This is a genomic window from Herbaspirillum sp. LeCh32-8, from assembly GCF_017814915.1.
Taxonomy (GTDB): domain Bacteria; phylum Pseudomonadota; class Gammaproteobacteria; order Burkholderiales; family Burkholderiaceae_D; genus Herbaspirillum.
This window is the reverse complement of sequence record NZ_JAGIPZ010000006.1, coordinates 13,833-39,190: the sequence shown is the minus strand read 5'-3', so window position 1 is coordinate 39,190 and position 25,358 is coordinate 13,833. Positions and strand designations below refer to the sequence as shown.

The 25,358-nt window shown below is 64.0% G+C and carries 21 protein-coding genes; 6 read left to right on the top strand and 15 right to left on the bottom strand.

Annotated elements, in window-relative coordinates; translation table 11 throughout:
• Positions 1-30 precede the first annotated feature (30 nt).
• Both J8I26_RS12420 and J8I26_RS12415 read left to right on the top strand, forming a co-directional pair.
• On the top strand, positions 31-1,752 hold the full coding sequence (locus J8I26_RS12420) for an ABC transporter ATP-binding protein (protein WP_209607427.1): 1,722 nt from the start codon (positions 31-33) through the stop codon (positions 1,750-1,752).
• A gap of 101 nt (positions 1,753-1,853) precedes the next feature.
• Positions 1,854-2,678, top strand: coding sequence for a MetQ/NlpA family ABC transporter substrate-binding protein (locus J8I26_RS12415; RefSeq protein WP_209607426.1), 825 nt, complete (start codon positions 1,854-1,856; stop codon positions 2,676-2,678).
• 33 nt (positions 2,679-2,711) lie between these two features.
• On the opposite strand, the gene J8I26_RS12410 is transcribed toward J8I26_RS12415, so the two are convergent.
• The 5 genes from J8I26_RS12410 to J8I26_RS12390 form a co-directional block, all read right to left on the bottom strand.
• Positions 2,712-3,383, bottom strand: coding sequence for an RraA family protein (locus J8I26_RS12410; protein WP_209607425.1), 672 nt, complete (start codon positions 3,381-3,383; stop codon positions 2,712-2,714).
• Complete coding sequence (locus J8I26_RS12405) at positions 3,380-4,420, bottom strand: amidohydrolase family protein (RefSeq protein ID WP_209607424.1); 1,041 nt, start codon at positions 4,418-4,420, stop codon at positions 3,380-3,382. Before J8I26_RS12405 ends, J8I26_RS12410 begins: the two co-directional genes overlap by 4 nt.
• A gap of 64 nt (positions 4,421-4,484) precedes the next feature.
• A complete protein-coding gene (locus J8I26_RS12400) occupies positions 4,485-5,807 on the bottom strand; it encodes an MFS transporter (protein ID WP_245200299.1) in 1,323 nt (440 codons plus the stop codon).
• 180 nt (positions 5,808-5,987) lie between these two features.
• On the bottom strand, positions 5,988-6,869 hold the full coding sequence (locus J8I26_RS12395; RefSeq protein ID WP_209607423.1) for a LysR family transcriptional regulator: 882 nt from the start codon (positions 6,867-6,869) through the stop codon (positions 5,988-5,990).
• A gap of 91 nt (positions 6,870-6,960) precedes the next feature.
• Entirely contained in the window at positions 6,961-8,442 is a 1,482-nt protein-coding gene (locus J8I26_RS12390) for an amino acid racemase (RefSeq protein WP_209607422.1), read from the bottom strand.
• Positions 8,443-8,688: 246 nt separating this feature from the next.
• On the opposite strand from J8I26_RS12390, the gene J8I26_RS12385 reads away from it, so the two are divergent.
• Together J8I26_RS12385 and J8I26_RS12380 are read left to right on the top strand one after the other, a co-directional pair.
• Entirely contained in the window at positions 8,689-9,630 is a 942-nt protein-coding gene (locus J8I26_RS12385; protein ID WP_209607421.1) for a DMT family transporter, read from the top strand.
• 12 nt (positions 9,631-9,642) lie between these two features.
• Complete coding sequence (locus J8I26_RS12380; protein WP_209607420.1) at positions 9,643-10,980, top strand: DUF2863 family protein; 1,338 nt, start codon at positions 9,643-9,645, stop codon at positions 10,978-10,980.
• Between the two features lie 20 nt (positions 10,981-11,000).
• Here the strand turns inward: J8I26_RS12380 and J8I26_RS12375 are convergent, their stop codons facing one another.
• From J8I26_RS12375 to J8I26_RS12360, 4 genes are all read right to left on the bottom strand, one after another.
• The gene (locus J8I26_RS12375) at positions 11,001-11,333 is read right to left on the bottom strand and encodes a hypothetical protein (protein WP_209607419.1); all 333 of its coding nucleotides are present in this window, start codon (positions 11,331-11,333) and stop codon (positions 11,001-11,003) included.
• A 1,005-nt stretch (positions 11,334-12,338) separates the two neighbouring features.
• Positions 12,339-13,883 carry an aldehyde dehydrogenase family protein gene (locus J8I26_RS12370; RefSeq protein ID WP_209607418.1) on the bottom strand — a complete coding sequence of 515 codons (1,545 nt, stop codon included), beginning with the start codon at positions 13,881-13,883 and terminating at the stop codon, positions 12,339-12,341.
• Positions 13,884-13,941: 58 nt separating this feature from the next.
• Positions 13,942-15,063, bottom strand: coding sequence for a DUF1338 domain-containing protein (locus J8I26_RS12365; protein WP_245200298.1), 1,122 nt, complete (start codon positions 15,061-15,063; stop codon positions 13,942-13,944).
• Positions 15,023-16,183 (bottom strand): saccharopine dehydrogenase C-terminal domain-containing protein, encoded by a 1,161-nt coding sequence (locus J8I26_RS12360; protein ID WP_209607417.1) that lies wholly within the window; start codon positions 16,181-16,183, stop codon positions 15,023-15,025. Before J8I26_RS12360 ends, J8I26_RS12365 begins: the two co-directional genes overlap by 41 nt.
• Positions 16,184-16,744: 561 nt before the next feature.
• On the opposite strand from J8I26_RS12360, the gene J8I26_RS12355 reads away from it, so the two are divergent.
• Complete coding sequence (locus tag J8I26_RS12355) at positions 16,745-17,590, top strand: transporter substrate-binding domain-containing protein (protein WP_209607416.1); 846 nt, start codon at positions 16,745-16,747, stop codon at positions 17,588-17,590.
• Between the two features lie 124 nt (positions 17,591-17,714).
• On the opposite strand, the gene J8I26_RS12350 is transcribed toward J8I26_RS12355, so the two are convergent.
• From J8I26_RS12350 to J8I26_RS12325, 6 genes are all read right to left on the bottom strand, one after another.
• Positions 17,715-18,353 (bottom strand): fimbrial protein, encoded by a 639-nt coding sequence (locus J8I26_RS12350; protein ID WP_209607415.1) that lies wholly within the window; start codon positions 18,351-18,353, stop codon positions 17,715-17,717.
• A gap of 800 nt (positions 18,354-19,153) precedes the next feature.
• A complete protein-coding gene (locus tag J8I26_RS12345; RefSeq protein WP_209607414.1) occupies positions 19,154-19,708 on the bottom strand; it encodes a fimbrial protein in 555 nt (184 codons plus the stop codon).
• 1,109 nt (positions 19,709-20,817) lie between these two features.
• Positions 20,818-22,083, bottom strand: coding sequence for a fimbrial protein (locus J8I26_RS12340; protein ID WP_209607413.1), 1,266 nt, complete (start codon positions 22,081-22,083; stop codon positions 20,818-20,820).
• A gap of 166 nt (positions 22,084-22,249) precedes the next feature.
• On the bottom strand, positions 22,250-22,696 hold the full coding sequence (locus tag J8I26_RS12335; RefSeq protein WP_209607412.1) for an Lrp/AsnC family transcriptional regulator: 447 nt from the start codon (positions 22,694-22,696) through the stop codon (positions 22,250-22,252).
• A 21-nt stretch (positions 22,697-22,717) separates the two neighbouring features.
• A complete protein-coding gene (locus J8I26_RS12330) occupies positions 22,718-23,482 on the bottom strand; it encodes an amino acid ABC transporter ATP-binding protein (RefSeq protein ID WP_280868804.1) in 765 nt (254 codons plus the stop codon).
• Positions 23,483-23,497: 15 nt separating this feature from the next.
• Positions 23,498-24,163, bottom strand: coding sequence for an amino acid ABC transporter permease (locus J8I26_RS12325; RefSeq protein WP_209607411.1), 666 nt, complete (start codon positions 24,161-24,163; stop codon positions 23,498-23,500).
• A gap of 379 nt (positions 24,164-24,542) precedes the next feature.
• On the opposite strand from J8I26_RS12325, the gene J8I26_RS12320 reads away from it, so the two are divergent.
• Complete coding sequence (locus J8I26_RS12320) at positions 24,543-25,334, top strand: SDR family oxidoreductase (protein WP_209607410.1); 792 nt, start codon at positions 24,543-24,545, stop codon at positions 25,332-25,334.
• Positions 25,335-25,358 lie beyond the last annotated feature (24 nt).

Below are 25,358 nucleotides of genomic sequence, written 5' to 3'. Positions count from 1 at the left end.
CTGATCCACAGCGCCAACCGGGAGACCGTCATGCAGCCTTTGCTACAGATCCGCAACCTCAGGGTGTCGTTCGCCGGCCACCAGGCCGTACGCGGCCTCGACCTGGACATCGCCCCCGGCCAGACCGTGGCGCTGGTGGGTGAGTCCGGTTGCGGCAAGTCGACCACCGCCTTGTCGCTGCTGCGCCTGCTGGGACCGTCGGCGCAGGTATCGGGCGAGCTATTGTTCGAGGGGCGCGACCTGCTGACCTTGCCCGAGCACGCACTGACGGCGCTGCGCGGCAATGCTATCTCGATGATCTTCCAGGAGCCGATGACCTCGCTCAATCCGGTGCTGTCGATCGGTGACCAGGTGATCGAGGCGATTCGCCTGCACCAGGACTTGCGCGCCGCGGCCGCGCGCACGCGCGCCATCGAGTTGCTGGAGCTGGTACGCATCCCGGAGCCGCAGCGCCGTATCGACGACTATCCGCACCAGCTCTCCGGCGGCCAGCGTCAGCGTGTGATGATCGCCATGGCGGTGGCCAACCGGCCGCGCCTGTTGATCGCCGACGAGCCGACCACTGCGCTGGACGTCACCATCCAGGCGCAGATCCTGGAACTGCTGGATCAACTGCGCCGCGAGCTCGGCATGGCCGTATTGCTGATCACGCACGACCTCGGCGTGGTCGAGCAATGGGCAGACCGGGTGGCGGTGATGTATGGCGGCAGCAAGGTGGAGGAGGCCGGCAACGCCGCGCTGTTCGCCCGGCCGCAGCATGCCTACACGCGTGGCCTGCTGGGCGCGTCGCTGCGCCTGGAGCAGGACCAGCACTACCGCCGGCAGCGCCTGCCCGAGATCCGCAGCGAGCTTGATGCGCAAGGCCGGCAGAGTTTCACCCTCAGCGGTCGTGAACACGTGTTGCCGTTCGCCTCCGCCCCTGCGGCGAGCGAACGCAAGGCGCCTGCGCTGCTGTCGGTGCAAGACCTGCGGGTCGACTACGTCACCCCGCGCGGTGTAGTGCACGCGGTGCGTGGCGTGTCTTTCGACATCGCCGCCGGCGAGACAGTGGGCCTGGTAGGTGAATCCGGCTGCGGCAAGTCCACGCTCTCGCGCAGCATCGTGCGCCTGGAAGACAGCAGCGCCGGCCGCATCGTGCTCAATGGCGTCGATATCGCCCGACTTGAGCGCGCTGCTTTGCGGCCGCATCGGCGTCGTGTGCAGATGGTGTTCCAGGACCCCTATGCTTCGCTCAATGCGCGCCATACCGTGGCCGAGATTCTTGATGCCGCGCTGGTGATCCACGAGGTGAAAGATCGCCGTGAGCGCCGCCGCCGCATCGAGGAAATCGTCGACCTGGTCGGCTTGCCGAAGACGGCGCTGACACGTTATGCGCACCAGTTCTCGGGCGGTCAGCGCCAGCGCATCGGCATTGCACGAGCGCTGGTGCTGAAACCGGCGCTGGTGATCTGCGACGAGCCGGTATCGGCGCTGGATGTGTCGGTACAAGCGCAGATCCTCAACCTGCTGGTGGACTTGAAGCGCGAGTTCGGCCTGTCCTATCTCTTCATTTCGCACGATCTTTCAGTGGTGCGCTATATCGCCGACCGCGTGCTGGTGATGAACGGCGGGCGCATCGTGGAAGAGGGCGACCACCACGCCATCTGGCGCAACCCGCAGCATCCCTATACGCGTGAACTGATCGCGGCGGTACCGGGCGCCCCGGCATCGCACGTGCGCACAGAGCGTGAAGAAGAGCGGCTGATCGCCTGAGCGCAGCGTAATCGCGCAGCACATATCGAAGCGGGAAAAGATTCGTTCCACCTCTGCCGCACGGTCGATACATTGGCCTTTTTGTCTGCAGAGGAACACCAATGAAACAAGCAGTATGGAAGTGGTTGCGCGTGGCCGCATGGGTGGCGACGACCGGGGCATTGCCTGCGCCGGCATCGGCTGCGGCCGATCAGGTGATCAAGGTCGGCGTCACCAGCGGGCCGCATGCGCAGATATTCGAGGCCGCCAAGCGCGTGTTCGAACGCGACAATCCCGGCTACAAGGTCAAGATCATCGAGTTCAACGACTACATCCAGCCCAATGCCGCTCTCGATGCCGGCGAACTGGACGCCAACAGCTATCAGCATCGACCTTTCCTCAATGCGCAGATCAAGGCGCGCGGCTACAAGCTGTATGCCGAGGGCAAGACCATGATCGGCCCGATGGCGATCTATTCCAAAAAATACCGCAAGCTGGAAGACATCCCCGCCGGCGCCAAGATCGGCATCCCCAACGATCCGGCCAACGAGAGCCGCGTGCTGCTGCTGTTGCAAAAGCATGGCCAGCTCAAGCTGCGCACCGGGATCGATCCGCTGACAGGCACCAACGCCACGCCGATCGATATCACCGAGAACCCGAAGAAGTGGAAGTTCATCGAGATCGATGCCGCCCAGCTGCCGCGCACGCTCGATGATCTCGACGCTTCAGCCGTCAACGCCGACTTCGCCGCCAAGGCTGGCCTCAATCCGGCGCGCGACAGCCTGGTGGTGGAGGACGGCGATAGCCCCTACGCCTGCCTGATTGCCGTGCGCGAGAAGGACAAGAGCCAGCCCTGGCTGGGCAAGCTGGTGCAGGCCTACCAGTCCGACGAAGTGAAGAAATTCATCCAGACCGAGTTCAAGGGCGGCATCCTGGCTGCCTGGTAGCCTTCTCTGGTCTTTCTGCGCTTGCGGCCGGCGTCAGCCGCCCATCATCTTCTGTTCCTGCGCGGCGATCCAGCTGCGGTCCAGCGTACCGGCGGCGATCGCACGCAGGGCGTCGGCCTCCTTGTCGCGCTGTCGGGCGGCGCCAGCCAACACTTGCGCCAGCTCGGCCGGTGCGATTGCCAGCAGGCCGTCTTGATCCCCCACCATCAGGTCGCCCGGGTGCACCACCATCCCGCCCACCGTTACCGGGACATTCACCTCGCCCGGCCCGTTCTTGTAGGGACCGCGATGGGTGACGCCGCGCGCATAGACAGGAAAGTCACGCGCGCCGATCTCGGCGACGTCACGAATGGCGCCGTCCACCACCAGCCCGGCGATACCGATGCGCTGCGCGTAACTTGACATGAGATCTCCCAGCAAGGCTTGCGAGAGCTCGCCCCCGCCGTCGATCACCAGCACATCGCCGGGGCGGCAGAAATCGAAGGCGCGATGGATCGCCAGGTTGTCGCCGCCGCGGGTGCGTACCGTGACCGCGGTGCCGGCCATGGCGGCGCCGCCGAGATGGTAAGGCCGCAGGCCGACGGCGCCGCTTAGCCGCGCCATGTTGTCGCTCAGCAGTGAGACCGCCAGGCTACGCGCCTGATCCACCAGCGCGGCATCGATGCTGGGCGAGGAAGGATTGCGCCGCCATCCGGGTGTGTTCATGCGGGGACTCCCAGGGTCGAGGTTTGCTTGTCGTATTGCCGAGTCAGGCGGCTATACACCGTACGTGCGTTGCCTTCGAAAATCATTGCGCGCTCGGCGTCGTCCAGCCAAGGGATGGCGTCGATGTAGCGGCGCGTATCGTCGTAGTGGAAGCCGGTCTGCGGGTCGATGCCGCGCACCGCGCCGATGGTCTCGGAGGCGAACAGGATGTTCTTCGTCGGGATCACCTTGGCCAGTAGCTCGGCGCCCGGCTGGTGGTAGACGCAGGTGTCGAAGAAGACGTTTTGCAGCACGTGTTGCTCCAGCAGCGGACGCTGCATGTCTTGCGCCAGCCCCCGGTAGCGGCCCCAGTGATAAGGCGCCGCGCCGCCGCCGTGCGGGATGATGAACTTCAGCGTGGGGAAGTCGGCGAACAGGTCGCCTTCGATCAGTTGCATGAACACCGTGGTGTCGCCGTTGAGATAATGCGCGCCGGTGGCGTGGAAGTTCGGGTTGCAGGACGAGCTGACGTGAATCATGGCCGGCACGTCCAGCTCCACCAGCGCCTCGTACAAGGGGTACCAGGAGCGGTCGGTCATCGGCGCGCCGCTCCAGTGGCCGCCGGACGGGTCGGGGTTGAGATTGCAGCCGATGAAGCCCAGCTCCTGCACGCATCGACGCAGTTCGGCCACGCAGCCGGCGGGGTCGGCGCCGGGGGCTTGCGGCAGCTGGCACACACCGATGAAATTGCGCGGGAACAAGGTGCAGACGCGATGCACCAGGTCATTGCAGGCGGCCGACCAGATCGCGTTGGCGTTGGCGTCGGCATCGTGATGGGCCATGCTGGCCGCGCGCGGTGAGAAGATGGTGAGATCGGTGCCGCGTTCTCGCTGGATACGCAGCTGGCCGGTTTCGATCGAATCGCGGATCTGGTCGTCGCTGATGCGCGGCAGTGGCGGCACGCCGGTGCCGTCGCGCAGCGCCGCCAGTTGGGCAGTGCGCCAGGCCTGGTGTTGAGCAGGCGAGGTAGTGTAGTGGCCGTGGCAGTCGATGATCATGTCGTAGGCAGGTTGGTTGGAAGGAAGGCGAAGCAGTGATATCGGCCCGCATCAGGGACGTACTTCATACGCTGCGGCGCGCCGGTTCATGGCCGGCCTTCTCGTGCTGGTCGGCATGCGGCGTCACCCGCATGCGCAGCGCGATCACGGTAGCGATCACCAGGAAGCCGGCGATGGTCAGCAGCGCCAGCTTGAAGCTGCCGGTGGAGCTGCGCACCAGGCCGATGCTCCAGGGGCCGACCAGACCGCCGAACTGGGCGATGGTGTTGATCAGCGCGATGGTGGCCGCACCCGCCGCGCCCGTACGAAACGAGGCAGCCAGGCTCCAGAACAGCGGATTGCCGGCATAGATGAACAGGCCCGTCACGCACAGCAGCAGATAGGCCAGCGTGGGCGAGGACGCGAAGGCGCTGCCGGCAATAGCGATGGCGCTCATGCCGTAGACGAAAGCCAGATGCTTCTTGCGATCGCCACTGCGGTCCGAGCTGCGGCTGATGACGAAGGTGCCCAGCACGCCGGCCAGCGGCGGCACGGCAGAGAGGAAGCCGACTTCCATATTGGACAATCCGCCAAAGTTCTTGACGATTTGCGGCAGCCACAGGAACAGGCCGTAGATGCCCACCAGCGCACAGCCGAACAGGCAGGCCAGGCTCCACACGCGGGCGTCGCCGGCCACTTTCAGGAAGGACACGTGGTGCGCATCGCCCAGCGAACGGCGTTCGGCTTCCAGCGTCTGCTCCAGCCAGCGTTTCTCCTTTTCGTCCAGCCAGTCGGCATCCGCCGGGCGCTCGCTCATGGCGCGCCAGGTGTACAGGCCCAACAGGATGGTGGGCACGCCTTCGACGATGAACATCCACTGCCAGCCGGCCAGGCCCAGCAGGCCGTCGGCATAGGTCATCAGTGCGGTGGACGCCGGCGCGCCGATGATGGCGGCGAATGAGCCGGCGATGATGTAGCCGCCCACTGCGCGCGCCCGGTAGCGTTCCGGGAACCATTTGGTCAGGTACACCGCCACGCCGGGCAGGAAGCCGGCCTCCATCACCCCCAGCAGGAAACGCACTGCGTACAGGCTCGTGGCGTTGAAGACGAACGCGTTGAGGGTGGCCATCGCACCCCAGGTGATCAGGATGCGCGCCAGCCAGCGGCGCGCGCCGACCTTGTTCAGCATCAGGTTGCTGGGCACCTCCAGCAGCATGTAGCCGACGAAGAAGATGCTGCCGGCAAAGCCGAATACCGCAGGCGTCAATCCCAGATCGCGGTTCATCTCCAGCGCGGCGAAGCCGACGTTGATGCGATCGAGATAGTTGAAGAACATCATTGCGAAAAGCAGCGGCAGCAGCCGCCTGAATACCTTGCGCATGGTCGATTGCTCGACGGTGTCGGTCATGGTTGTCTCCACGGGTCGTTGTTTGGCGCCGGCGCGATGGCCGGGTCTGGTCGCTTCTTGTGGTTTTTAATTCTATGAAGCGGCGACGTGTGGCGTCCAAGACCGATTGTTTATGCTTTTATAAGCGTTTGCTTATAGTGTGCTGCCATACGGGCCGGTGCAGCGTGGCGCCGGTATGCCTCAGACCGGCGCCAGAAATTGCAGGAAAGCACGCAGATGCGGCGAGTCGTCGTCGCTGCGATACATGGCGCTCAGGGTACTGGTCTGGGTCGAGCCCGGTCCCGACAGCGGCAGGTATCGGATGTCGTTGCGCCCCAGGCGCGCCACCGATTCCCCCACGAACGCTACCCCCAGGCCAGCGGCTACCAGCGCCAGCGCGGTCTGGATTTCGTGGCATTCGTACTCCACATGCGGCGTGACGCCCGCGTCCAGATAAAGCGACAGCACAAAGCGTGGAAACTGCGCTGTGGGATGCTTGGAGTATGCGATCAGAGGCGTCTCGGCCAGGTCGGCGATGCGTACTTTCTTCTTCGCCGCGGCCGGGTGCTCCGGCGCCAGCGCCACCATCATCCGCTCGTGCAGCACGTCCACCTGGGTACAGCCTGTGACCTGCCTGGCCTGGCGACCGATGCCGATATGGATGCTGGCGTCGCGCAGGGCGTCCGCCTGCGGCTCGGTCAACATTTCGTAGAGCTTGAGCTCGACCTTGGGATAGGCCGCGTGGAAAGCCTTGAGCGCCGGCGGCAATACGCTGTACATGGCCGAACGCGTGAAGCCGATGGCCAGCCAGCCGTGTGTGCCCGAGCCGATGGCGCGCGCGCCGACCGAGGCTTGTTCGTAGGCCTTGAGGATCTGACGCGCTTCGATGGAAAAATAATGTCCAGCCTCGGTCAGCCGCAGCGGGCGCGACTTGCGGTCCACCAGCTGGGCGCCCAGGCGTTCTTCCAGCGTACGGATCTGCTGGCTCAGCGCCGGTTGTGCGATATGCAGGCGCGCGGCTGCGCGGCTGAAGTTGAGTTCTTCGCAGAGGACCACGAAGCATTGAAGGGCGCGCAGGTTCATCGGGACGGGGCAGGGACTGCCTGGCTGATGTCGACAGGCGCGACTTTAGCGCAGATCGCGTCGGCGCGGTGCCGGTACGATCGTTGCCGGCTCAGCGCGCCGCGTTGTGCTCCGCGGTTTGCATGCCCGCGCCGGCGTATTCGACGCAGCGTCGCGCCAGCGTATCGGTCGGATCAACCAGCGTGATGGTCTTGCCGCTCGCATGCATCACTTGCGCAAACGGCAGCAGCAACGGCAGCTCGGTGCAGCCCAGGATCACCAGCTCGGCGCCTTGCCGCACCAGGTCGTCCAGTCCGATGCGTATATCGTCCTGGCAGCGGCCTTCGGTGAAGCCCGCTTTGACGCCCTCGCGGCCGTAGATCGCCTCCATCACATGCTCCTGCGCGGCGGGCGAAGGCGCCAGCTGCTGCAGGCCTTGCTCTTCCAGCGCCTTCTGGTAGACGCCGCTGCCCAACGTGCCGGAGGTCGCCAGCAGGCCGACTTGCGTGAGCTGCGGGAAGCGCTCGCGGATGCTGTGCACCGTCACCGTCAGCATATTCACGATCGGGATCGACAGGCTCGGCTGGATGCGCTCGACGTAGGCGTGGGCGGTGTTGCAGGGAATCGCGATCAGGTCGGCGCCGCCGTCTTCGAGCTTGCGGCAGGTGGCGTACAGCGCGATGGTCGGGTCGGGGCCGTGGCCGATCAGGTTCTCGGTACGGTCGGGAATCTGCGGGTTTTGTTCTACGTGCACCTTGATGTGTTCCTGGTCGCGCGCAGCGGGCGTGTTGCGCACAATCTTCTGCATGAAGTCCACCGTCGCCGCCGGCCCCACGCCGCCCACTACGCCCACCTTGAAGGGCTTGGTTCGCGCCTCGCGCCGGCCGGCGGCAACGCTGCGCGCATAGACCTGGTTGCTGTCCACCAGCGGCGCCGGCAGCGCGCCGAGGGCATGCGCCACCAGCGCCACCTCGGTCAGGCCGGGCAGGATCACCTGCGCGCCTTGCGCCGCCAGGTCGTGTGCGGCCTCGGTCAGCAGCTGCAGCGGGCGACCGGTGAGGTTGCCGCGCTTGATGCCGTGTTCGCCGTAGACCGCCTCGGCCACCGGATTGACGCCGTCGGCGGCGTGCGGATACAGCACGTCGAAGGACGGCGCCGGGAAGTAGCGTTCGAACAGGCCGGCCGCGCGCGTGTAGTCCGAGCTCAGCACACCGATGCGGGTGGCTTGCGGATACGCCTGGCGCACGTGCGCCGCCAGCGCCGCCATCATGTCGACGATGGGCAGGGTGGTGTTGGCGCGCAGCTCGTCGAGGAAAGTGTGGCTGAGAAAGCAGGGCAGCACCACCGCGCCGGCGCCGCGCTTTTCGAAGTCGCGGATCATGTCGAACACATACAGCTTGCGCTCGGTGGTGGCGGTGCTGGCCAGGCCGCTGCCGCGGAAAGGATGCTGCTCGAAGATGACGTCGGCCTGCTCGAGGTCGCCGTCGGCCGCCATGGCCTGCATCAGCTTGAAGAAGACATCGGCCGAGGCCAGCGGGCCGAGTCCGCCGATGATGCCGTAGGAGCGGCGGGAGAGGTGTGCGGTGCTGGCCATGGTGGTTCCTTGCGTGGTGCGGACGGGAGGTAGGGATGGCCCCAGTATGCGCCCGCCCGCGTGCGGCGTTGATGCCGGGCATGCATGAAAGAAGGCCGGCGGCGCGTCTTGAGGGCGTCGGCTCATGCAGATAAGACATAAGCCCGCAGGGATGGCCCGGCGGTCGCGGCGACGTCTGCGGTTAAAATTCAGGGCTAGAGCAACCGGCGCCGCCGCGCGCCGCCAACCCGAGCAAAGACAACAACAATGAGCTACACCCCAAGCCGCGCCATGGGCTACGGCTGCCTGATCCTTTCCATGTCCATGGTCGGCGCCTACGTCGCGCTGACCAAGCCGCTGGCGGCGGCGCTGCCGGTGTTCCTGCTGGCGTGGATGCGCTTCGGCATCGGCGCGGTGGCCATGGCGCGCTGGCTGAAGAAGCCGGCAGATGAAAAACCCTTGTCAGCGCAGTCGCGCTGGCTGGTGTTCCTGGAGTCCTTCCTCGGCAACTTCCTGTTCACAATCTGCATGATCACCGGCGTCTCGATGACCAGCGCGGTGTCGGCCGGCGTGATCATGTCCGCCATTCCCGCCGTGGTGGCGCTGATGAGCTGGATCTTCCTGAAGGAAAAGATCACCCTGCGCGTATGGGGCGCGGTGGCCTGCGGCGCGATCGGCATCGGCATGCTGTCGTTGGCAAAGAACACCCACGGCGACGCCGGTGGCGCACACGCCGCCAACGCCTGGCTGGGCAACCTGCTGGTGTTCGGCGCGGTGCTGTGCGAGGGCTCCTACGCGGTGATCGGCAAGAAGCTGACCGCCGTGCTCACGCCCAAGCGCATCAGCGCCGTCATCAACCTGTGGGGCCTGCTGCTGATGACGCCTGTGGGGTTTTACACCGCGTTGCGCTTCGACTTCGGCGCCGTGCCCGCCAACATCTGGCTGCTGCTGGTGTTCTACGCGCTGGCCGCCAGCGTGTGGACCGTGTGGCTGTGGATGACCGGCCTGAAGGTAGTGCCGGCCGGCCGCGCCGGCGTATTCACCGTGATGCTGCCGGTGTCGGCGGCGCTGGTCGGCGTGGTCGCGCTGGGCGAGAGCCTCACGCTGCTGCAGGCCGGCGCCTTCGCCGTGGCCATGGCCGGCATGTTGCTGGCCACCTTGCCGGGCCGCGCCGCCAAGAGCGCGTCAACCGAATTGCCGCTGAACTGAGCGAGAGAAAAGATGAACAAACCGAACCGCCCGCAGGGCAAACCGCAAGCCAACGCCAACCAGAAGCCGGGCCAGAAGCCGGCGGCGAAATCCGCGGCCAAGCCGTCCCCCAAGTCGCAAGGCCCGGCGCGCGACAAGCCCAAGACCCACGTCGCCACCGACGCTTCGCGTCGCCGCCAGCACAATGCCCACGCCGCCACGCAAGTGATGGACGAGGGCGAGGAAGAAATCCTGCAGCTGCTGGCGCTGTCGGCCGCCGTGGCCACGGGCGCGCCCGACGCCGCCGGCCGCCGGGTCGGGCAGGACGAGCTGGAGCGCATGGTGCGCAACTTCCTGCGCCAGCGCGAGGACGAGATCCTGCACGAGGCGCTGGAGCAATTGCGCGACGACGACCGACGCGCGCATGCCCTGCTGCTGGAGATCGTGGAAGAGGCCGCCGACGTGGTGGTCCTGCGCCGCGGCGAGAAGGAAATGGAGATCAACGCCTTCCTCATCCCCTTCCTGGCACGCACCACCGGCGGCCTGCGCGAGGCGCAGGCGCTGGCCGACGGCGAGGCCTTCGACGCCCTGCGCAGCAGCATGCAGGAGGCCGGCCTGGAGAGCGCCAAGGCGCGCGTGGTGCTGGTGCACCATCTCTACCATCCGGACGAGATCGACGCGCTCACCTATGGCGACGTCGAGGCCATGAATCGCGACGCCTTCGCCTCGCTGACCGACAAAAAGGTAATGAGCGTGCCGGCCATCGAGCGCAGCATGCGCGGCTGGCCGCAGAGCGCGTTCGCCGCGGAAGACGAGGCGCTGGAATTGCGTTTCCTGCTGGGCTTTGCGTTGAAGGAGCTGAACGATCCCTTCTACGCCATCCCCAAGGACGAGGCGCAGGCCGACGCCTACTTCGCCCGGCGCGGCGCCGCCTTCCGCGCCTGGACCGAGCGTTACACGCCGCTGATGCAGCAGTGCCTGACCGGCAAGTCCGGTGACGAGGCGCAGTGCGAACTGCACTTCATGTACCAGGACCTGTTCCACGGCGGCAAGCGCACCGGCAACGCCGAGTACCGCACGCTGCAGATGATGTCGGAGCTGGAACAGGGGCTGGCGCAGGCCGATGCCGCCGCCGCTACGGCCGTCTTTGCCGTGACCGATGAGGACGGCGAGAGCGTGCTGCAGGTGTTGCTGCGCCTGGACGCCCGCGTGCTGGCGCAATCGGCGCTGGTCTTCGACGGCGATCCGCAGGAGCGCCTGTTCGACGCCGCCGACGCCGTGGCCTCGCTGGGCGTGACGCAGTTCAGGCTGGCCGACGCCATCGCCGAGGACGGCGCCGCCACGCGCGAGCGCGACTTCCCGCAAGCCTGAGCCTCAGGCTTGTTCGCCGCCTAGTCCAGCAGCGCCTGCAGGCTCACACCTTGCGGCTGGCAGCGGAAATACAGCTCGACCTGCATCGGACGCCAGCCGCGCACCAGCTGGCGCAGGTCGGCTTTCATCTTTTGCTTGTCGCAGAAGTCGTTGGCTTTTTCCTTGGCCGCGGCAGTCAGGGCCGGGATCGACATGGTGTAGCTCACGCCGGTGGCGGAGACCATGAACAGGTCGCGTTCCTCGGATTTGACTTCGCTGAAGTTGGCGCAGCCGGCCAGCGTTGCGGCGCTGATGCAGGCGGCCAGCAGGCCGCCGGTGCGGATGCGGCGGGTGATGTGGTGGTGTTGGCGCATGAGACCCCCTCGTGCTTTGCTCATGAAGCTGCATTTGCGGTTCTTGCGGCGGTGTTGCCGCGGGGAACGAAATGCAGGAGTCACAGCGTAAGCTTCCGTTACGGTGGGGTGGGGGCTTCTTACCTGGATTTACTTGGGGAGTGTGGCTGTAAAAATGGTGGGGGAAGTTGCAAGGATTATTGGTTTGCTGTTTGTCTGTTTGATTGCTTGGTGCCAGCCGCGCTGGCTAACACCTCCGTCATCCCGGCGAAGGCCGGGATCCAGTGTCGTTCGTCGCGCGTCTTCGACGCTGGCATCCATCACTCAAGCAGCATCAAGCGTCGCATTGGTTGCAAAGCAGGCTCGTCAACAAGTGAATCCGTCGTCCCTGCGAAAGCAGGGACCCAGCGTCGTTTGTTGTGCTTCCTCGGTTGTTGTTCAGGTTGGGTAGTCTGGTCTTGCTGCGTGCAGATGCACCGGCTTTGTGTTTTTCTTTCTCCGGTCGGGAGGGAGCGCCGGGGGTGGCCCGGCAGCCGCTCACTTTTCTTGCTCCGCCAAGAAAAGTAAGCAAAAGAAGGCGGCCCCTAAGTGCCAGCCCCTGCGGGGTTCCCGGCGGAGCGCGCTGAAAAATGGGCAAGGCAAAGTCGCTGCGCTCCGGTTGCCTTGCTGATCCATTTTTCACCACGCTCCGCCGGCTGGCCCACAAGGGGAAATACCATCCGCCTCGCCTGCGGCATCGGGATTGGGGCTCGCCTGCGGCGTCGCGTGGCCTGTACCTCGCCTTTGGCCTCGTTGGCTTGCTGCTCGCCTGCGGCTTCGATGTGGCGGCTCGCTAACTGATGTAATCCGTCGTCCCTGCGAAAGCAGGGACCCAGCGTCGTTCGTTGCGCCCCTCAGCCGTTTGCATCCATCACCCAAGCGACATCCATTTTCAGCATCAGCAGCAATGAGAGGCTCGCCATCCATATAACCCGTCATCCCGGCGAAGGCCGGGATCCAGCGTCGTTCGTCGCGCCTCTCAGCCGCTCAATCAAGCTCAAACTTCACCCCCTGCGCCAACGGCAACGCGCCGCTGTAGTTGACGGTGTTGGTGGCGCGTCGCATGTAGTTCTTCCACGCGTCCGATCCGGATTCGCGGCCGCCGCCGGTTTCCTTTTCGCCGCCGAATGCGCCGCCGATTTCTGCGCCGCTGGTGCCGATGTTGACGTTGGCGAGGCCGCAGTCGCTGCCGCGAGCGGACATGAACCACTCGGTTTCACGCACGTCGTTGGAGAACACGGCGGATGAGAGTCCTTGCGGCACCGCGTTGTTCATGGCGATGGCGTCGGCGAAGTCGTCGTATTCGACCACGTACAGGATGGGGGCAAAGGTCTCGTGGTGCATCACGGCGCTTTGCGCGGGCATGCGCACCAGCGCCGGCCTGACGTACCAGCAGTGCGTCTGCGCGTCACCCACGCCGACAGCGACGCGCTCGCCGCCGGTCACGACGCCGCCTTGTTCGCATGCCTGGCGCAGCGCGTCTTGCATCGCCTCGTGACTGCGGCCGTCGATCAGTGGGCCCACCAGTACGCCGTCGCGGCGTGGGTCGCCGATGGTGAGGCTGGCGTAGACCTGTTCCAGGCGCGCCAGCAACGGTGCGGCGATGCTGCGGTGGAGGAACAGCCGGCGCAGCGTGGTGCAGCGCTGGCCGGCGGTGCCCACTGCCGAGAACACGATGGCGCGCAGCGCCAGTTCGAGGTCGGCGCTGGGGGTGACGATCATGGCGTTGTTGCCGCCCAGTTCCAGCAGGCTGCGGCCCAGCCGTTGGGCCACCTGCACCGCGACCTTGCGACCCATGGCGACGCTGCCGGTGGCGCTGACCAAGGGCACCTGCGGCGAGGCGGACAGCGCCTCGCCCAACTCGCCGCCGCCGATCAGCAGGGCGCACAGGCCCGTCGGCAGCGCGTTCGGATGTTTAAGGCTGAAGCGGCGGGCGGCCTCGTCGAACAAGCGCATCACGGCCACTGCAGTCAACGGTGTTTTCTCAGACGGCTTCCACACCACGCTGTTGCCGCAGACCAGCGCCAGCGCCGCGTTCCAGGCCCACACCGCGACCGGGAAGTTGAACGCGGTGATCACGCCGCACACGCCCAGCGGGTGCCAGGTTTCCATCATGCGGTGGCCGGGCCGCTCGGAGGCGATGGTGAGACCGTGCAGCTGGCGCGAGAGGCCGACGGCGAAGTCGCAGATGTCGATCATCTCCTGCACTTCACCCACGCCTTCGGAGTTGATCTTGCCGGCTTCCAGCGTGACCAGCGCGCCCAGGTCGTCGCGTCGCTCGCGCAGCACTTCGCCCAGCAGGCGCACCAGCTCGCCGCGCACCGGCGCCGGCACGTCGCGCCATTGTGCAAACGCTGTATGGGCGCGGGCGATGGCGTCTTGCGCCTGCTGCGGCGTGTGACTGCGCAGGCGCGCCAGCAACGCGCCGTCACAGGGCGAGTGGACTGCCAGGTCGGCGCCGGCGGCATCGAGTTCTTCAGCGGTGAAGCCGCAGTGGCGCAGCAGCTCGGCGTTGGTCATGGCTTGGCTCATCGTGGCTCCTTGGATGTGGATGGACAACCGCACAAGGCCGTAGCGCCGGAGGGCGGACTTACATGCCGCCGGCGCCGGTGCTGTTTGCGGTCATCTTGAAAATGCCCTGCGCGTTGCCGCTGTCGAAGCTGAGGTCGAGGCGTTCCACGCCCTGCTCGTCGACATAGCGGTCGCGCGAAATGAATTCGTAGAACGAACCCGGTACGGTCTTTTCGATCACCACGCCATGCTCGTCGCGCATCGGACGCAGCACGGTGCAGGCGCGGTAGGCGGTCTGGCGCACGCGGCCGTTGCGCGAGACCTCGACCTTGTCCTTCATCGGCCGGCCCAGCGCGCGCTGGCGCTCGGCCAGCGCTTCCACGTCCGGCACGCGGTCGGTGGCGTGGTTGAAGACATTGCCTTCGGTGGCGATCCAGGCCATCTCGGCGGACTCCTCGCGCAGCCGTTCGTACTGGGCAATGGTGGGCAAATCATGTTGCCGGTCGAAGGCCGACAGCAGCACCGGCAACAACTCCCCGGCCGCCGCCAGCGGCAGTTCGCGCTGCGCCTCCAGTTGCGCCAGCAATGCCTTGGCGTCCGCGCCGAGCGGGTCGACCGAGGTGCCGATCACCTGGTCCACCACGTGCTGGAACTCCGGCGAGAAGCGATCGGCATGCAGCTCGCTGACGAAGAACTGGGCGATGTCCTCCGGCGCATCGGCATGGGCGTAGGCGCGGCCGGTCATGCGCAGGCGCTCCAGCGGATACAAGCCGTTCTGCACATAGCCCAGCGGCCGCAGGATGCGCGTGATGGCGGCCTCGCCGGCTGGCAGCAGGCCGGTGTGATTGGCCAGCACGGTGCGCAGCGCGCCGTGGTCGAAGTGCATGCGTTTACCGGCGGTCATGGCGTCGGCGACATAGGCGTCGGCGTAGGGCACGTCCTGCAGCAGTTTTTCGAACAGCAGCATGTTGAGCGCCTGCGCCAGCTCCAGCCGCGACACGGTGGCTGCGCCGGCCGGCCTGAGCGTGCAGGACGGCACGTGCAGCGCGCGCAGCAGGAAGTCGATCTGCCGGGGCGAGCGCTGCGCGCCCAGCAGGGCGATCAGCTGCGAGTCGTGCGCAGAAGTTGGCGCAGAACTGGCCGCAGCGGCGGACATGGCGTCAGGCGGCGAGCCTGCCGGGTGGTGTGCTTGCGCATTCATCTTGGTCTCCTCCTGTGGATGGCATGGCCACAGTGTAGCGCCGCCGGCCGCCGTCTTCAGGGCCGGCATAGGCGCGCCCGAAACGGTTTTCCAACAGATCGGGCAGCGCCACCTGTTCCTGGCGGATGAAGCCGCGCTGCGGCAAGCGGCCGGCGAAGAACAGGTCGACCGCCGCGCACACGCCGGCCGCAGTGGTGATCTGGATCGCGCTCTCTTGCGCGTCGGCGAACACCTTGCGGCTGAACGCGCGCTGCAGGTATTGCCCGCCGCGCCGCCCGCTGACGGTGACGAACACCAGCACCACATCCTGCATGGTGGCCGGCACGGCGTTGCGCAGGATGTCTTTCAGCAGCTCGGGGCGTTCCTTCAGGCGCAGCTCTTCCAGCAGGAAGCGCAGGCGGTCGCGGTGGCCGGGATAGCGCACCGATTTGTAGTCGAGGTTGGCGACACGGCCGGCCAGCGTGACGCACAGCGTGCCCAGGCCGCCGGAGGTGTTGAAGGCCTCGTACTCGACGCCGTCCAGCGAGAAGTGCTCCAGTCCCTCCAGCGCCTGCACCTCCTGCAGCGCGCCGTCGCGGATCGCCTCGCACGGATGGCAGTACTCGTTGACCAGGCCGTCCACGCTCCAGGTCAGGTTGTACTTGATCTCGTTGGTGGGAAACTCCGGCAGCGCGCCGACCCGCATCTTGATCTCGCGGATCTCGTCAAAGCCCTGCGCCAGGTGGTGCGCGGCGATGCCGATGAAGCCCGGCGCCAGTCCGCACTGTGGCATGAAGGCGGTGTCGGCGTCCTGCGCCAGCTGCATGATACGGCGGGTGGCCTGCACGTCCTCGGTCAGGTCGAAGTAATGCACCCGGGCCTCGCGCGCAGCCTCGGCCACCGGGATGGCCATGTGATACGGCAGGGCATTGATGACGGCGTCGCCTTCGGCCAGCAGCGCGCGCAGTTGCGCCGGATCGTTGAAGTCGGCTTCACGCGTGGCGATGCCCATGGCCTGCAGCGGCGGCAGCGCCGCGGCATCGCGATCGGCCGCCAGCAGGCGGTAGTCGCCGGCGGCGTGCAGGCGGCGAGCAATGGCCTGGCCGATATGGCCGGCGCCCAGCAGGATGATGTTGTGCATGGCGATCCCTTTCTCGTGGCGTTCTGGAGTGCTGGGGACGATTCTAGGGACGAGCTGAGACGATAAAAAGATGAAGATTGACGTTGAAATGGTGGTTTTGTCGTCGTTATGTAGTATCAAGCGAGTGATTTTGTTGCTTTGAGGCCTTTGAGGCCGTTTAACGACACTGGGTCCCGGCCTGCGCCGGGACGACGAGCGGGAGGTAAATGAAGCCGTCAGAGGGGCGACGCTGCTACGGAAGCGTCGACCAGCTGCCGGTCGAGTCCGCCACCTCTTTGTCGTCCCGGCGCAGGCCGGGACCCAGTGGCTTTCATCGCGCCGCTCATGTTGCCGGGCAAGGCCGCACACCTTACAGAGTCAATTTCCCGTCTGCTGAGATGGCGCCGGGCATACCGCCACAACAACAAGAAATTTCATCCCCGGGCCTGCCCATTTGCCCGCGCGCCCGACATGCGGCTGGGCTAAAATCGACGCCAATGTCCGGCTGCGCGCCGGACATGCTTTTGAGACCAACGGCAGCGCCGAGGCTGCCGGCACCATCCGCCAAACAGGGAGAACAGAATGACCGATCGCCGCAGTTTCATCGCCAACGTGGCAGGCCTTGCCGCCGCGTCCTATTTGCCCAACGTCTTCGCCCAAGCCGCGGCTCCGTCCGGCTCGACCGAAGCCACCTTCGCCCGCATCCAGCGCACCAAGACCCTGCGCATCGGCGCGGTGCGCGGCGCAGCGCCTTACTACAACAAGGACCTGGCCAGCGGCGAATGGGGCGGCTTCATGATCGACTTCGCCAAGAGCCTGGCGGCCAGCATGAACGTCAAGCTGGAAATTACCGAAACCACCTGGGGCAACTCGGTGCTGGACCTGCAGACGCGCAAGATCGACGTCTTCTTCGGCATGAACCCGACCCCGGCGCGCCGCGAAGTGATCGGTTTCTCCGAGCCGCTGTTCCTGAACGCCTTCACCGTGGTCTCGAAGAAGGAATACAAGACCTGGGCCGACCTGAACAAGCCTGAGGTGAAGATCGCCGTGGACATCGGCTCGTCGCATGACCAGATGATCTCGCGCGTGTGCCCCAACGCCACCATCGTGCGCCTGGAAAAGGCCGACGACGCCACCCTGGCGCTGCAGACCGGCCGCGTCGACGCGCAGGTGCTGGTGTGGCTGCTGTCGCTGAACATCCTCAAGAAGAACCCGTCGCTGGGCAAGATGAGCGTGCCGATGCCGCTGGAAGCCACCTCCACCAACATCGGCGTACCCAAGGAAGACGACAAGACCTGGACCGACACCATCAACAAGTGGATCGTGACCGAGCGCACCGCCGGCAAGATCAAGCCGACCGTGCTGGGCAACCTGCAAAAGTTCTCCGGCGTGAAGCCGGAAGACGTGCCGCCGCAGATTCCGCTGTAAGCCGTAGTCAGCAACGTCCAAAGCAAAAGCCCCGCACGAGTCATCGTGCGGGGCTTTTGCTTTTATGCTCTGGAATCGCTCCTCTGTTCCCGCCTGGAGAATTCTTCGCTCTGAGGCGTTTCTGCTATTGATAAGAAAGCGTCACGGTAGCCGCGCTGTTGGCTTGACCCACAGTGACATTGGAAGCGGTCTGGATATAGCGTGCACTAAGGGGGATGGTAACGAGGTTGTTGCGGGCCGTAATCAGGAAGGCCCTGCTACCGAAAATGTATGTCAATCCATTGCGAAGAATTTGTACACCTACACCTGTTGCGGTGGACTCAGTCGTGAGGGACAACGTTCTGGAGTTGATGGGATTGAGCACACCATTCAATGTGATGTATACGTCGGACTGGCTTGCCGAGCAATCAAGCTCCAGATTGAAAGGTATTGCCGGAGAGGTCGAGCCGACTCCGGTGAAGCTCTTGACTGGCAGGCCTGCGGCCGATGAAAGACTGACAGATATGGATTTTGTGGTGACTGTACAAGACCGCACTGGGGGCTTGGTTACTACAGTGAAGTCCCTGGCAAAGAACTTGCCGAAAAGGAGTCCGTTGTCGCCAACATACCAAGCTGCAAATGCAGAGTTGTTCTGTCCCATATTGACCACGCTGCTGCCTACAGGAACGGTTCCTGGAATACGAATAAGACGAAGTGTAGCAATGTTACTTGGAATGGGATTGCCATCTGATGTGGTGCTAGGAGCAAATCCATCGACGTCCAATGGGTATGACTTCAGGCCTGAAGCGTGGTCTCCACCCTGAGCGATTGAGTATCCGATTCCGGGTACTTCGGTGGGAATGACATTCCTTCCCCCGATATATATTGACGTTTTGTTTAAGGAGGTTCGCAAGCCGCTGGTATTACTCGCACTTTGACAGCTAGCGACTATGCCATGGTCGGCAGTTGCTGTTGGAGAAGTCCACAGAACTGCCCCAGGCTGTTCGTTCCCGGTCAGCGTGATGGTCGGTGGTCCACTGAAGCGGAATGATGATGGAATATTTTGACCTGGGCTATATGAACAATTTCCTGCTTGCGCTGTTTGCAGCGAAAGCAGAGCCCAAATTAAGCCACCCATCCACCACCGAAATTTTCTTAATAGTTTCATTTCCGTCCAATTGAATATGCATTTTCCGATGCAAGGTGTTCTTCAAACATGCAAGCGAAATCTTAGAGATCGAATGATGAGAGAAATATGGGAAATGTCTGAAATTGGCGCCATTGACGTCGGCCCGAGGGTCGATTTTTCAACACCTCTGAGTCAAATCAGGAATGCAGGCCAATCCCGGTCATCAACACAACCAGCGGCACCGACATGCAAAGCCAGGCCGAGGATGGTCAGTTGATGCTGGAAGAATTTGCACATGGCGCATCAGGCAATGGATCTATCCTGAACTTCGCATTGACGCTGGCAGAAGCGTGATCTGACAGCGACAGGGTCTGTTGAAAGCGTCGAGCCAGCCTCGAGTTGTCGGTAACTCGCATGCATGCACACGCCCACCCGAACTGAGTGGGTGTTCTCTTTTACTGATACTGCAGGGTGTAGGTCGCCGCCCCATTCGCGGAGCCTGGCGTGACGGTGTTTGCGGTTTGCACGTAGCGCACCGAGAAGTTGAGCGTCGCCAGCTGAGTGGCGCTTCCGTTGCCGACGAATACCAAATGCTGGTTGGGGGCGCCGGGCGTTTTCGTATCCGGCCCATAGACGTAAATGTCATGGCTGGCCTGCCACACCTCAATGCCGATCCCACGCGCGGTTGACGACGGCGTCAGTGACAATATGTTGCTGGTGTTGCCGGGCGTGGTGGCGTCGGTCAGGCTTACCGTCACTTTCGATGCGATGCCGGCACAGTCGAGATTGATCACAAGATCGCCCTTGCCCCAGTCGGAATGACTGCCGATGCCGGTGAATGCGGAGACGGGGAAGTCGCCGATCACGGCGGTGCCGTTGGGCGCGTTAATGACGCAGGTGGAGGCAGTGAGGACGCCGCTGAGATTGATCTGTGCGTCATAGGCAAAGCTGGTTGCCGGAGCTAGCGCGGCGATAGCGCCCATCGCTAGAAAAATACCGAGTTTATTCATTGCATTTCCTCAATTGATGGAGGCCAAACGCCAGGCGCCCTGGGTCTGATGATGCGCACGTTTTCTACGCAAAGAGCTGACGATGATAAGGGTGAACATGGCGGCAGCAATATCAGAAAGATCTCAAAAAGGTCGCTAGCGATGTTGCGCCGGCCGCGCCGTCCCACCGGCACAATAGGTTTGCCACTGGGCCAGCGCGGCCTGGAAAGCTCTGATTGGCAGGGCACCCTGTAGTTGCCGAGAGTCTCGTCTCTATGCCGTGCCTTTGGGGGAGTCGAAAGTCGGGGTCTGTCGCGTCTGGAGCGGGTCTTGCGCGGGGTATCCTGCGGCTGTTGACAGGCAACGCCGCGGCGACGCTAGTTCGAGCCTTATAGCCGCCATGGCGGCGCTCTGGAGTGTTGAGCGCCTTGAAAGGTGGAGTGGGGCTACCTGCAGACGAGGCGCAACTGTGCGCAACGTGGGCAATGCACAAAAGCCTGTCATCGCGGCAGGCTCCTTCATTTTGAAGCGGCTCAGGAATGCATGCCGCTAAGCGTCATCAACACGACCAGCGCCGCGGAGCTGCCCAGCCAGCAGGCCAGGATGGTGATGTGATTGCCGAAAATCTTGCGCATGATGGTCTCCCTGGTAAGGTGAAAGAGCACGAGTTCATCTTAGAAATATGACCGTTGTTCTTCCATCAGGGAATTCCTGAATGCCGGTGACGCTTCGGCAGTGCATGCCGTTGTTCGTCCTGCATCATGCAGGCAGCGCCGCCGAATGATCAGCCCGGGAAGGGCAGTGGGTGTCGGAAGACTTCGCGCACATTCGCCGTGCGCAGCAGTGGTCGGGTCAGTGCACATGTTAGTGAGCGCTGCGCGCCGGGACAATGAGAATAGTCTGGAAGTGCAGCAAGGATAGGCCGAGGCCGGACGACGAGTGTTCAGCGCCCGATCTTGCGCGACAGCACGATGGAAGCGGTGGCGCGGGTGAGGGACACTCGCTACAGATCGTCAACACGTTCTAAGCCGCAGTCCGCAACATTCAACGGCAAAGCCCCGCACGAGTGATCGTGGCGGGGCTTTTTGAGCGACATGACACCGCTTCAACGTACTCAACCCGGGATGAAATTAATTGTAATTGACAGTGGCGAGCGCCCGGCCAATGACATTCCCCGCGCTGATAGGTTGACCTAAACCTATCAGCGCGGTGGCCAGATTAACCACCGTAATTGGCCCCGTAGTAGCGGTAATATTCTGTGAGACTGTCCTGTTCCAGCAAATAGGCGTGAAACCTGTTGAATCATTCGTCCCCAATTGAATGCCGACTCCTTTTGCGCCCGTGCTGTCCGTTGCAGCATTGCTTAGTGTGCCATTACAGGCAGCGCCCACAGCGCTGCTGCTGCCGCTGATAGAAAACGAGTAACTATAGGAGGTGACGGAACGGGAACAATTCGTCAGTTGTAGCGATACGAATTTCAAGTCAGAACGGCCGCTATTATTAGCGGTTGCCAACTTGGATTGCGGTATTACCCCGAAGTTGACAGACGACGACGGAGAGAAGCTTAGTTGGCAGGTACTCGCCTGCTTGGTAATAACTACCGCTCCTGAGAAATTGTATACGGACTGCTTGTTGTCACCCGCGACCCAACTTCCCATAAACGGCTCCGCCCCGGGTATACGGCTCACGCCTTCTGGAATTGTTCCTGGAATACGAATGATGCGCAATGTAAAGGGACGCCCAATCCCTGTTCCTGTAAGACTAGTGAAGATTTCACCGTTAGCCCCATCAGTATCCAGTGGATAAGACTTTATGCCTGATTCATGCCCCGTAGTGGCAATAGAAAAGCCTATTCCTGGCACATCAGTCGGCAAGACATTCCATCCTCCCACGGAAATTGACGGCTGCCCCGCTACAATGCCGGTTAGCCCACTCGCGACAGGGGTATTTGTGCACCTGAGTCGCTGAGCTGTCGTAGCTGTTTGCGTAGAAATCCCAAGCACCGTTCCCGGCGCCTCGTCTCCAGTCACAGTAATTCGTATCGGTATAAGTGTTGAACTCACCCCATTGGTGATTGGAAGACCAACAGGACCAGAAGGATCAACATTAAGTCTGATAGCTGTGCAATTCCCAGCCAGTGCTATCTGCGCGTACATACATGCCCCCGCCAAGCCCAATACCCACCGCCAGATTTGCTTTGAGGAGGTCACACCATCTTTCTTGACGGCGGCAGAACATGTTTTGCCTGTTTTCAACGACAGGGTGGAAATAAGCAACCCCGCCAGATATCGCCCCGCGCGGGCGCTGCCTGCGGCCAGGCACAACAGAGCAAGGGCGCCGGCCAGCCAGGCCAACCGGTGCAACCGGCCAATTAGATGGAGAAGAGAAGAGAACATGGCGTTCTTCCAATATGTAGATGTGAAGAACTGCATGCTAGAGAGGTGCCCCCCGCCGGACTATAGGAATAGTCTGAAACGCCCGATTTTTTCGAACGCAAGCCCGGCCCGCGATGTCATCCGTGCAATGACGTCGGCCGGGGCGCCGATGGAGCCTTGCTTAAGCTCAGCGCTCGATCTTGCGCGACAGCACGATGGAGGTGGTGGTGCGGGTGACGCCGTCGATCTCGCCGATTTCGTCGAGCAGCTGGTCGAGGCGTTCGGGGGAGGCGGCGCGCAGCCAGGCGACGTAGTCGAACTCGCCGGAGACCGAGCACAGCAGTTCGATCTCGGGCATGCGCTTGAAGCGCTTCAATACCATCGGCGCGGCCTTGGCTTCGACGGTGATGCCGACGTAGGCGCGCAGCGCGTTGTCGGTGACTTCCTGGCCCAGTTTGACGGTGTAGCCGGCGATGATGCCGTTCTTTTCCAGCCGGGCCAGGCGCGCGACCACGGTGGTGCGCGCCACGCCCAGCTTGCGCGCTAGGTTGGCCACGCTTTCGCGCGCCGACACCTGCAACAGCGCGATCAGTTCGCGATCGGTCTGGTCCAGGGTGTCGAGCCGGGTTTTCATATTGGCGTGGCGCTGGCCGGCTTAGCCATTAAAGCGCGCCAGGAACGCCTGGGTCGCGGCTTGCTGCGGGTTGTCGATGACCTGCGACGGCGGGCCGGCTTCCACCACCACGCCGTCGCGCATGAACACCACCTGGTCGGCCACTTCGCGCGCGAAGGCGATCTCGTGCGTCACCAGGATCATGGTCATGCCGTCGGCCGCGAGGCCGCGGATGACGTTCAATACCTCGCCCACCAGCTCGGGATCGAGCGCCGAGGTGGCTTCGTCGAACAGCATCACGTCCGGCTGCATGGCCAGCGCGCGGGCGATGGCGATGCGTTGCTTCTGGCCGCCCGAGAGCTTTTGCGGGTACATGTCGGCGCGCTCGGCCAGGCCCACCTTTTGCAGCAGCGCCATGGCGCGCTGGCGCGCCTCGGCCTTGGGCACGCGCTGCACGGTGACCATACCTTCCATCACGTTCTCGACCGCAGTCATGTGCGGGAACAGGTTGAAGTGCTGGAACACCATGCCGGTACGGGCGCGAAAGCCCGCCAGTTCCTTGTCCTTGGGCAGGCGCGACTTCTTGCCGTCGAACTCGAAGTGACGCTCGCCGATGCGCACCGTGCCGAAGTCGGGCACGGTCAGGAGGTTCAGGCAGCGCAGCAGGGTCGACTTGCCCGAGCCGGACGGCCCGATCATTGCGACCACGCTGCCCTTGTCGATCTGAATGGAAATGTCCTTCAGCACCACGTGCTCGCCGAAGGCCTTCTTGAGATTGCTGATCTGGATCATCGCGTTGTTGCTCATCATCTATTCCGTTCCTTAACCGTGCTGTGCCGTCAGGCGGGCTTCCAGGCGCTTGGCCCAGATGGTGGCCGGCAGCAGGATCACGAAGTAGATGATCGCCACCAGCGTGTAGATCTCCAGCGGACGGTAGGTCTCGTGGGCGATGATCTGGCCCTGGTACAGCAGGTCGGGCACGGCCAGCACCGACAGCAGCGAGGTGTTCTTCAGCTGCATGATGGACTGGTTCACCAGCGGCGGCGTCATGCGCTTGAAGGCCTGCGGCAAAATCACGCGCTTCATCAGCTGGAAGCGCGTCATGCCCAGCGCCCAGCCGGCTTCGGACTGGCCGATGTCGAGCGAGACGATGCCGCCGCGGATGATTTCAGAATAAAAGGCGCCGCCGTACAGGGCCAGCGACAGCATGGCCGCGGTGCCGGCCGACATTTCAATGCCCAGCAGCACCGGCAGCGCGTAGTAGAACCACACCAGTTGCACCAGCACCGGGGTGCAGCGGAACACCTCGACGAAGGCGCGCAGCGGGCCGGAGATGAACGGGTTAGAAGACAGCCGGCCCAGGCCGACCACCAGGCCGACCAGCAAGCCCAGTGCGATACACGCCACGGTATAGGAGAGCGTGTAGACGAAGCCGATTCCGATGATGCTCCTGAATTGCCAGAGCGAGCCGAAGTCCCATTGATACATCTGCGGTTTTCCTTCAATACGATTCAGTGGACCGGGATGCCGGTCCGAACAGGCGGGATGCGGGTTGTGCAAGCATGATCCATGCCGCGCCGCCACGGTCTGCGCCATCGGCGGCGGGCCGCCGGTGCGGACGAATGTCGGAAGTCATGGGGAAGGGCACGGATATTTTTTATAAGGATTGCATGGCTTGCAACCCGCGAACCCGGCAATTGTAATGGAGAACCGCCGCGCGCGGCCACGCCGGATGGCCTCCGGTGTCGCGCCAACGCCCACGCGCAACGGCCTTTGGCTAAAATAGCGGACTTGGCGCCGCGCCTGTACCGGTGCGGGGCGCACGCTTTCCCGAGCCTTGGGAAAGCCTCCATTTCCAGACCAGACCATGAGCCAGGTTTCCTCCTCTTCAGTTGTTCCCGCCGGCGAGCGCCGGCGCGTCATCCTCATTACGGGCGCGGCGCGCGGCATCGGCGCAGCGGTGGCTGCCAGCGCGGCCGCGCCCGGCGTGGCGCTGGTGCTGCATGCGCGCGGCGATTCAGCCGAGCTGCAGGCTGTGGCCCGGCTCTGCCGCGACCAGGGCGCGCAGTGCGTGACCGCGCTGGGCGACATGGCCGATCCTGCCACCGCGGCGACCCTGCGCGACACCGCGCTGCGCGAGTTCGGTCGCCTTGACGCGCTGGTGGCCAATGCCGGCTTCGCCGACAGGAAGCGCATCGGTGAATTGTCCGACGCCGACTGGTCGCGTTCGCTGGAGGCCTTGCTGTCGGGCTTCTTCCGCCTGACCACCGCCTGCAAGGACGCGCTGCAGGCCTCCGGCGACGGCCGTGTGGTGGCGGTCAGCTCCTTCGTGGCGCACGTGTTTCGCTTGGGCGAGTCGGGCTTCCCGGCCTCGGCCGCGGCCAAGGCCGGCATCGAGGCGCTGGTCAAGTCGCTGGCGGTGCAGCTGGCGCCGGCCAACGTCACCGTCAACGCGGTGGCGCCCGGCTACGTGCAGAAGAGCGACCCGGCCAAGTCCGCCATTGACCCCGCCGCCTGGCAGGCCGCGCTGGATCGTATTCCGCTGCGCCGCCTGGGGCAGCCGCAAGACATCGCCAACGTCATTGCCTTCCTGCTCAGTCCCGCCGCGTCCTACGTGACCGGCCAGGTCTGGCATGTCGACGGCGGTCTGACTCTTTAAACCTTCACCAACACCAGAACAACA

Excerpts from the sequence above, each read along its gene's own strand:
- J8I26_RS12380 (WP_209607420.1), top strand. The coding sequence starts at position 9,643 with ATGAACAAACCGAACCGCCCGCAGGGCAAACCGCAAGCCAACGCCAAC.
- J8I26_RS12370 (WP_209607418.1), bottom strand. The coding sequence starts at position 13,883 with ATGAGCCAAGCCATGACCAACGCCGAGCTGCTGCGCCACTGCGGCTTC.
- J8I26_RS12405 (WP_209607424.1), bottom strand. The coding sequence starts at position 4,420 with ATGATCATCGACTGCCACGGCCACTACACTACCTCGCCTGCTCAACAC.
- J8I26_RS12400 (WP_245200299.1), bottom strand. The coding sequence starts at position 5,807 with ATGACCGACACCGTCGAGCAATCGACCATGCGCAAGGTATTCAGGCGG.
- J8I26_RS12325 (WP_209607411.1), bottom strand. The coding sequence starts at position 24,163 with ATGTATCAATGGGACTTCGGCTCGCTCTGGCAATTCAGGAGCATCATC.
- J8I26_RS12415 (WP_209607426.1), top strand. The coding sequence starts at position 1,854 with ATGAAACAAGCAGTATGGAAGTGGTTGCGCGTGGCCGCATGGGTGGCG.
- J8I26_RS12335 (WP_209607412.1), bottom strand. The coding sequence starts at position 22,696 with ATGAAAACCCGGCTCGACACCCTGGACCAGACCGATCGCGAACTGATC.
- J8I26_RS12395 (WP_209607423.1), bottom strand. The coding sequence starts at position 6,869 with ATGAACCTGCGCGCCCTTCAATGCTTCGTGGTCCTCTGCGAAGAACTC.
- J8I26_RS12330 (WP_280868804.1), bottom strand. The coding sequence starts at position 23,482 with ATGAGCAACAACGCGATGATCCAGATCAGCAATCTCAAGAAGGCCTTC.
- J8I26_RS12355 (WP_209607416.1), top strand. The coding sequence starts at position 16,745 with ATGACCGATCGCCGCAGTTTCATCGCCAACGTGGCAGGCCTTGCCGCC.
- J8I26_RS12365 (WP_245200298.1), bottom strand. The coding sequence starts at position 15,063 with ATGAATGCGCAAGCACACCACCCGGCAGGCTCGCCGCCTGACGCCATG.
- J8I26_RS12420 (WP_209607427.1), top strand. The coding sequence starts at position 31 with ATGCAGCCTTTGCTACAGATCCGCAACCTCAGGGTGTCGTTCGCCGGC.
- J8I26_RS12345 (WP_209607414.1), bottom strand. The coding sequence starts at position 19,708 with ATGAATAAACTCGGTATTTTTCTAGCGATGGGCGCTATCGCCGCGCTA.
- J8I26_RS12385 (WP_209607421.1), top strand. The coding sequence starts at position 8,689 with ATGAGCTACACCCCAAGCCGCGCCATGGGCTACGGCTGCCTGATCCTT.
- J8I26_RS12390 (WP_209607422.1), bottom strand. The coding sequence starts at position 8,442 with ATGGCCAGCACCGCACACCTCTCCCGCCGCTCCTACGGCATCATCGGC.
- J8I26_RS12340 (WP_209607413.1), bottom strand. The coding sequence starts at position 22,083 with ATGTTCTCTTCTCTTCTCCATCTAATTGGCCGGTTGCACCGGTTGGCC.
- J8I26_RS12410 (WP_209607425.1), bottom strand. The coding sequence starts at position 3,383 with ATGAACACACCCGGATGGCGGCGCAATCCTTCCTCGCCCAGCATCGAT.
- J8I26_RS12375 (WP_209607419.1), bottom strand. The coding sequence starts at position 11,333 with ATGCGCCAACACCACCACATCACCCGCCGCATCCGCACCGGCGGCCTG.
- J8I26_RS12320 (WP_209607410.1), top strand. The coding sequence starts at position 24,543 with ATGAGCCAGGTTTCCTCCTCTTCAGTTGTTCCCGCCGGCGAGCGCCGG.
- J8I26_RS12360 (WP_209607417.1), bottom strand. The coding sequence starts at position 16,183 with ATGCACAACATCATCCTGCTGGGCGCCGGCCATATCGGCCAGGCCATT.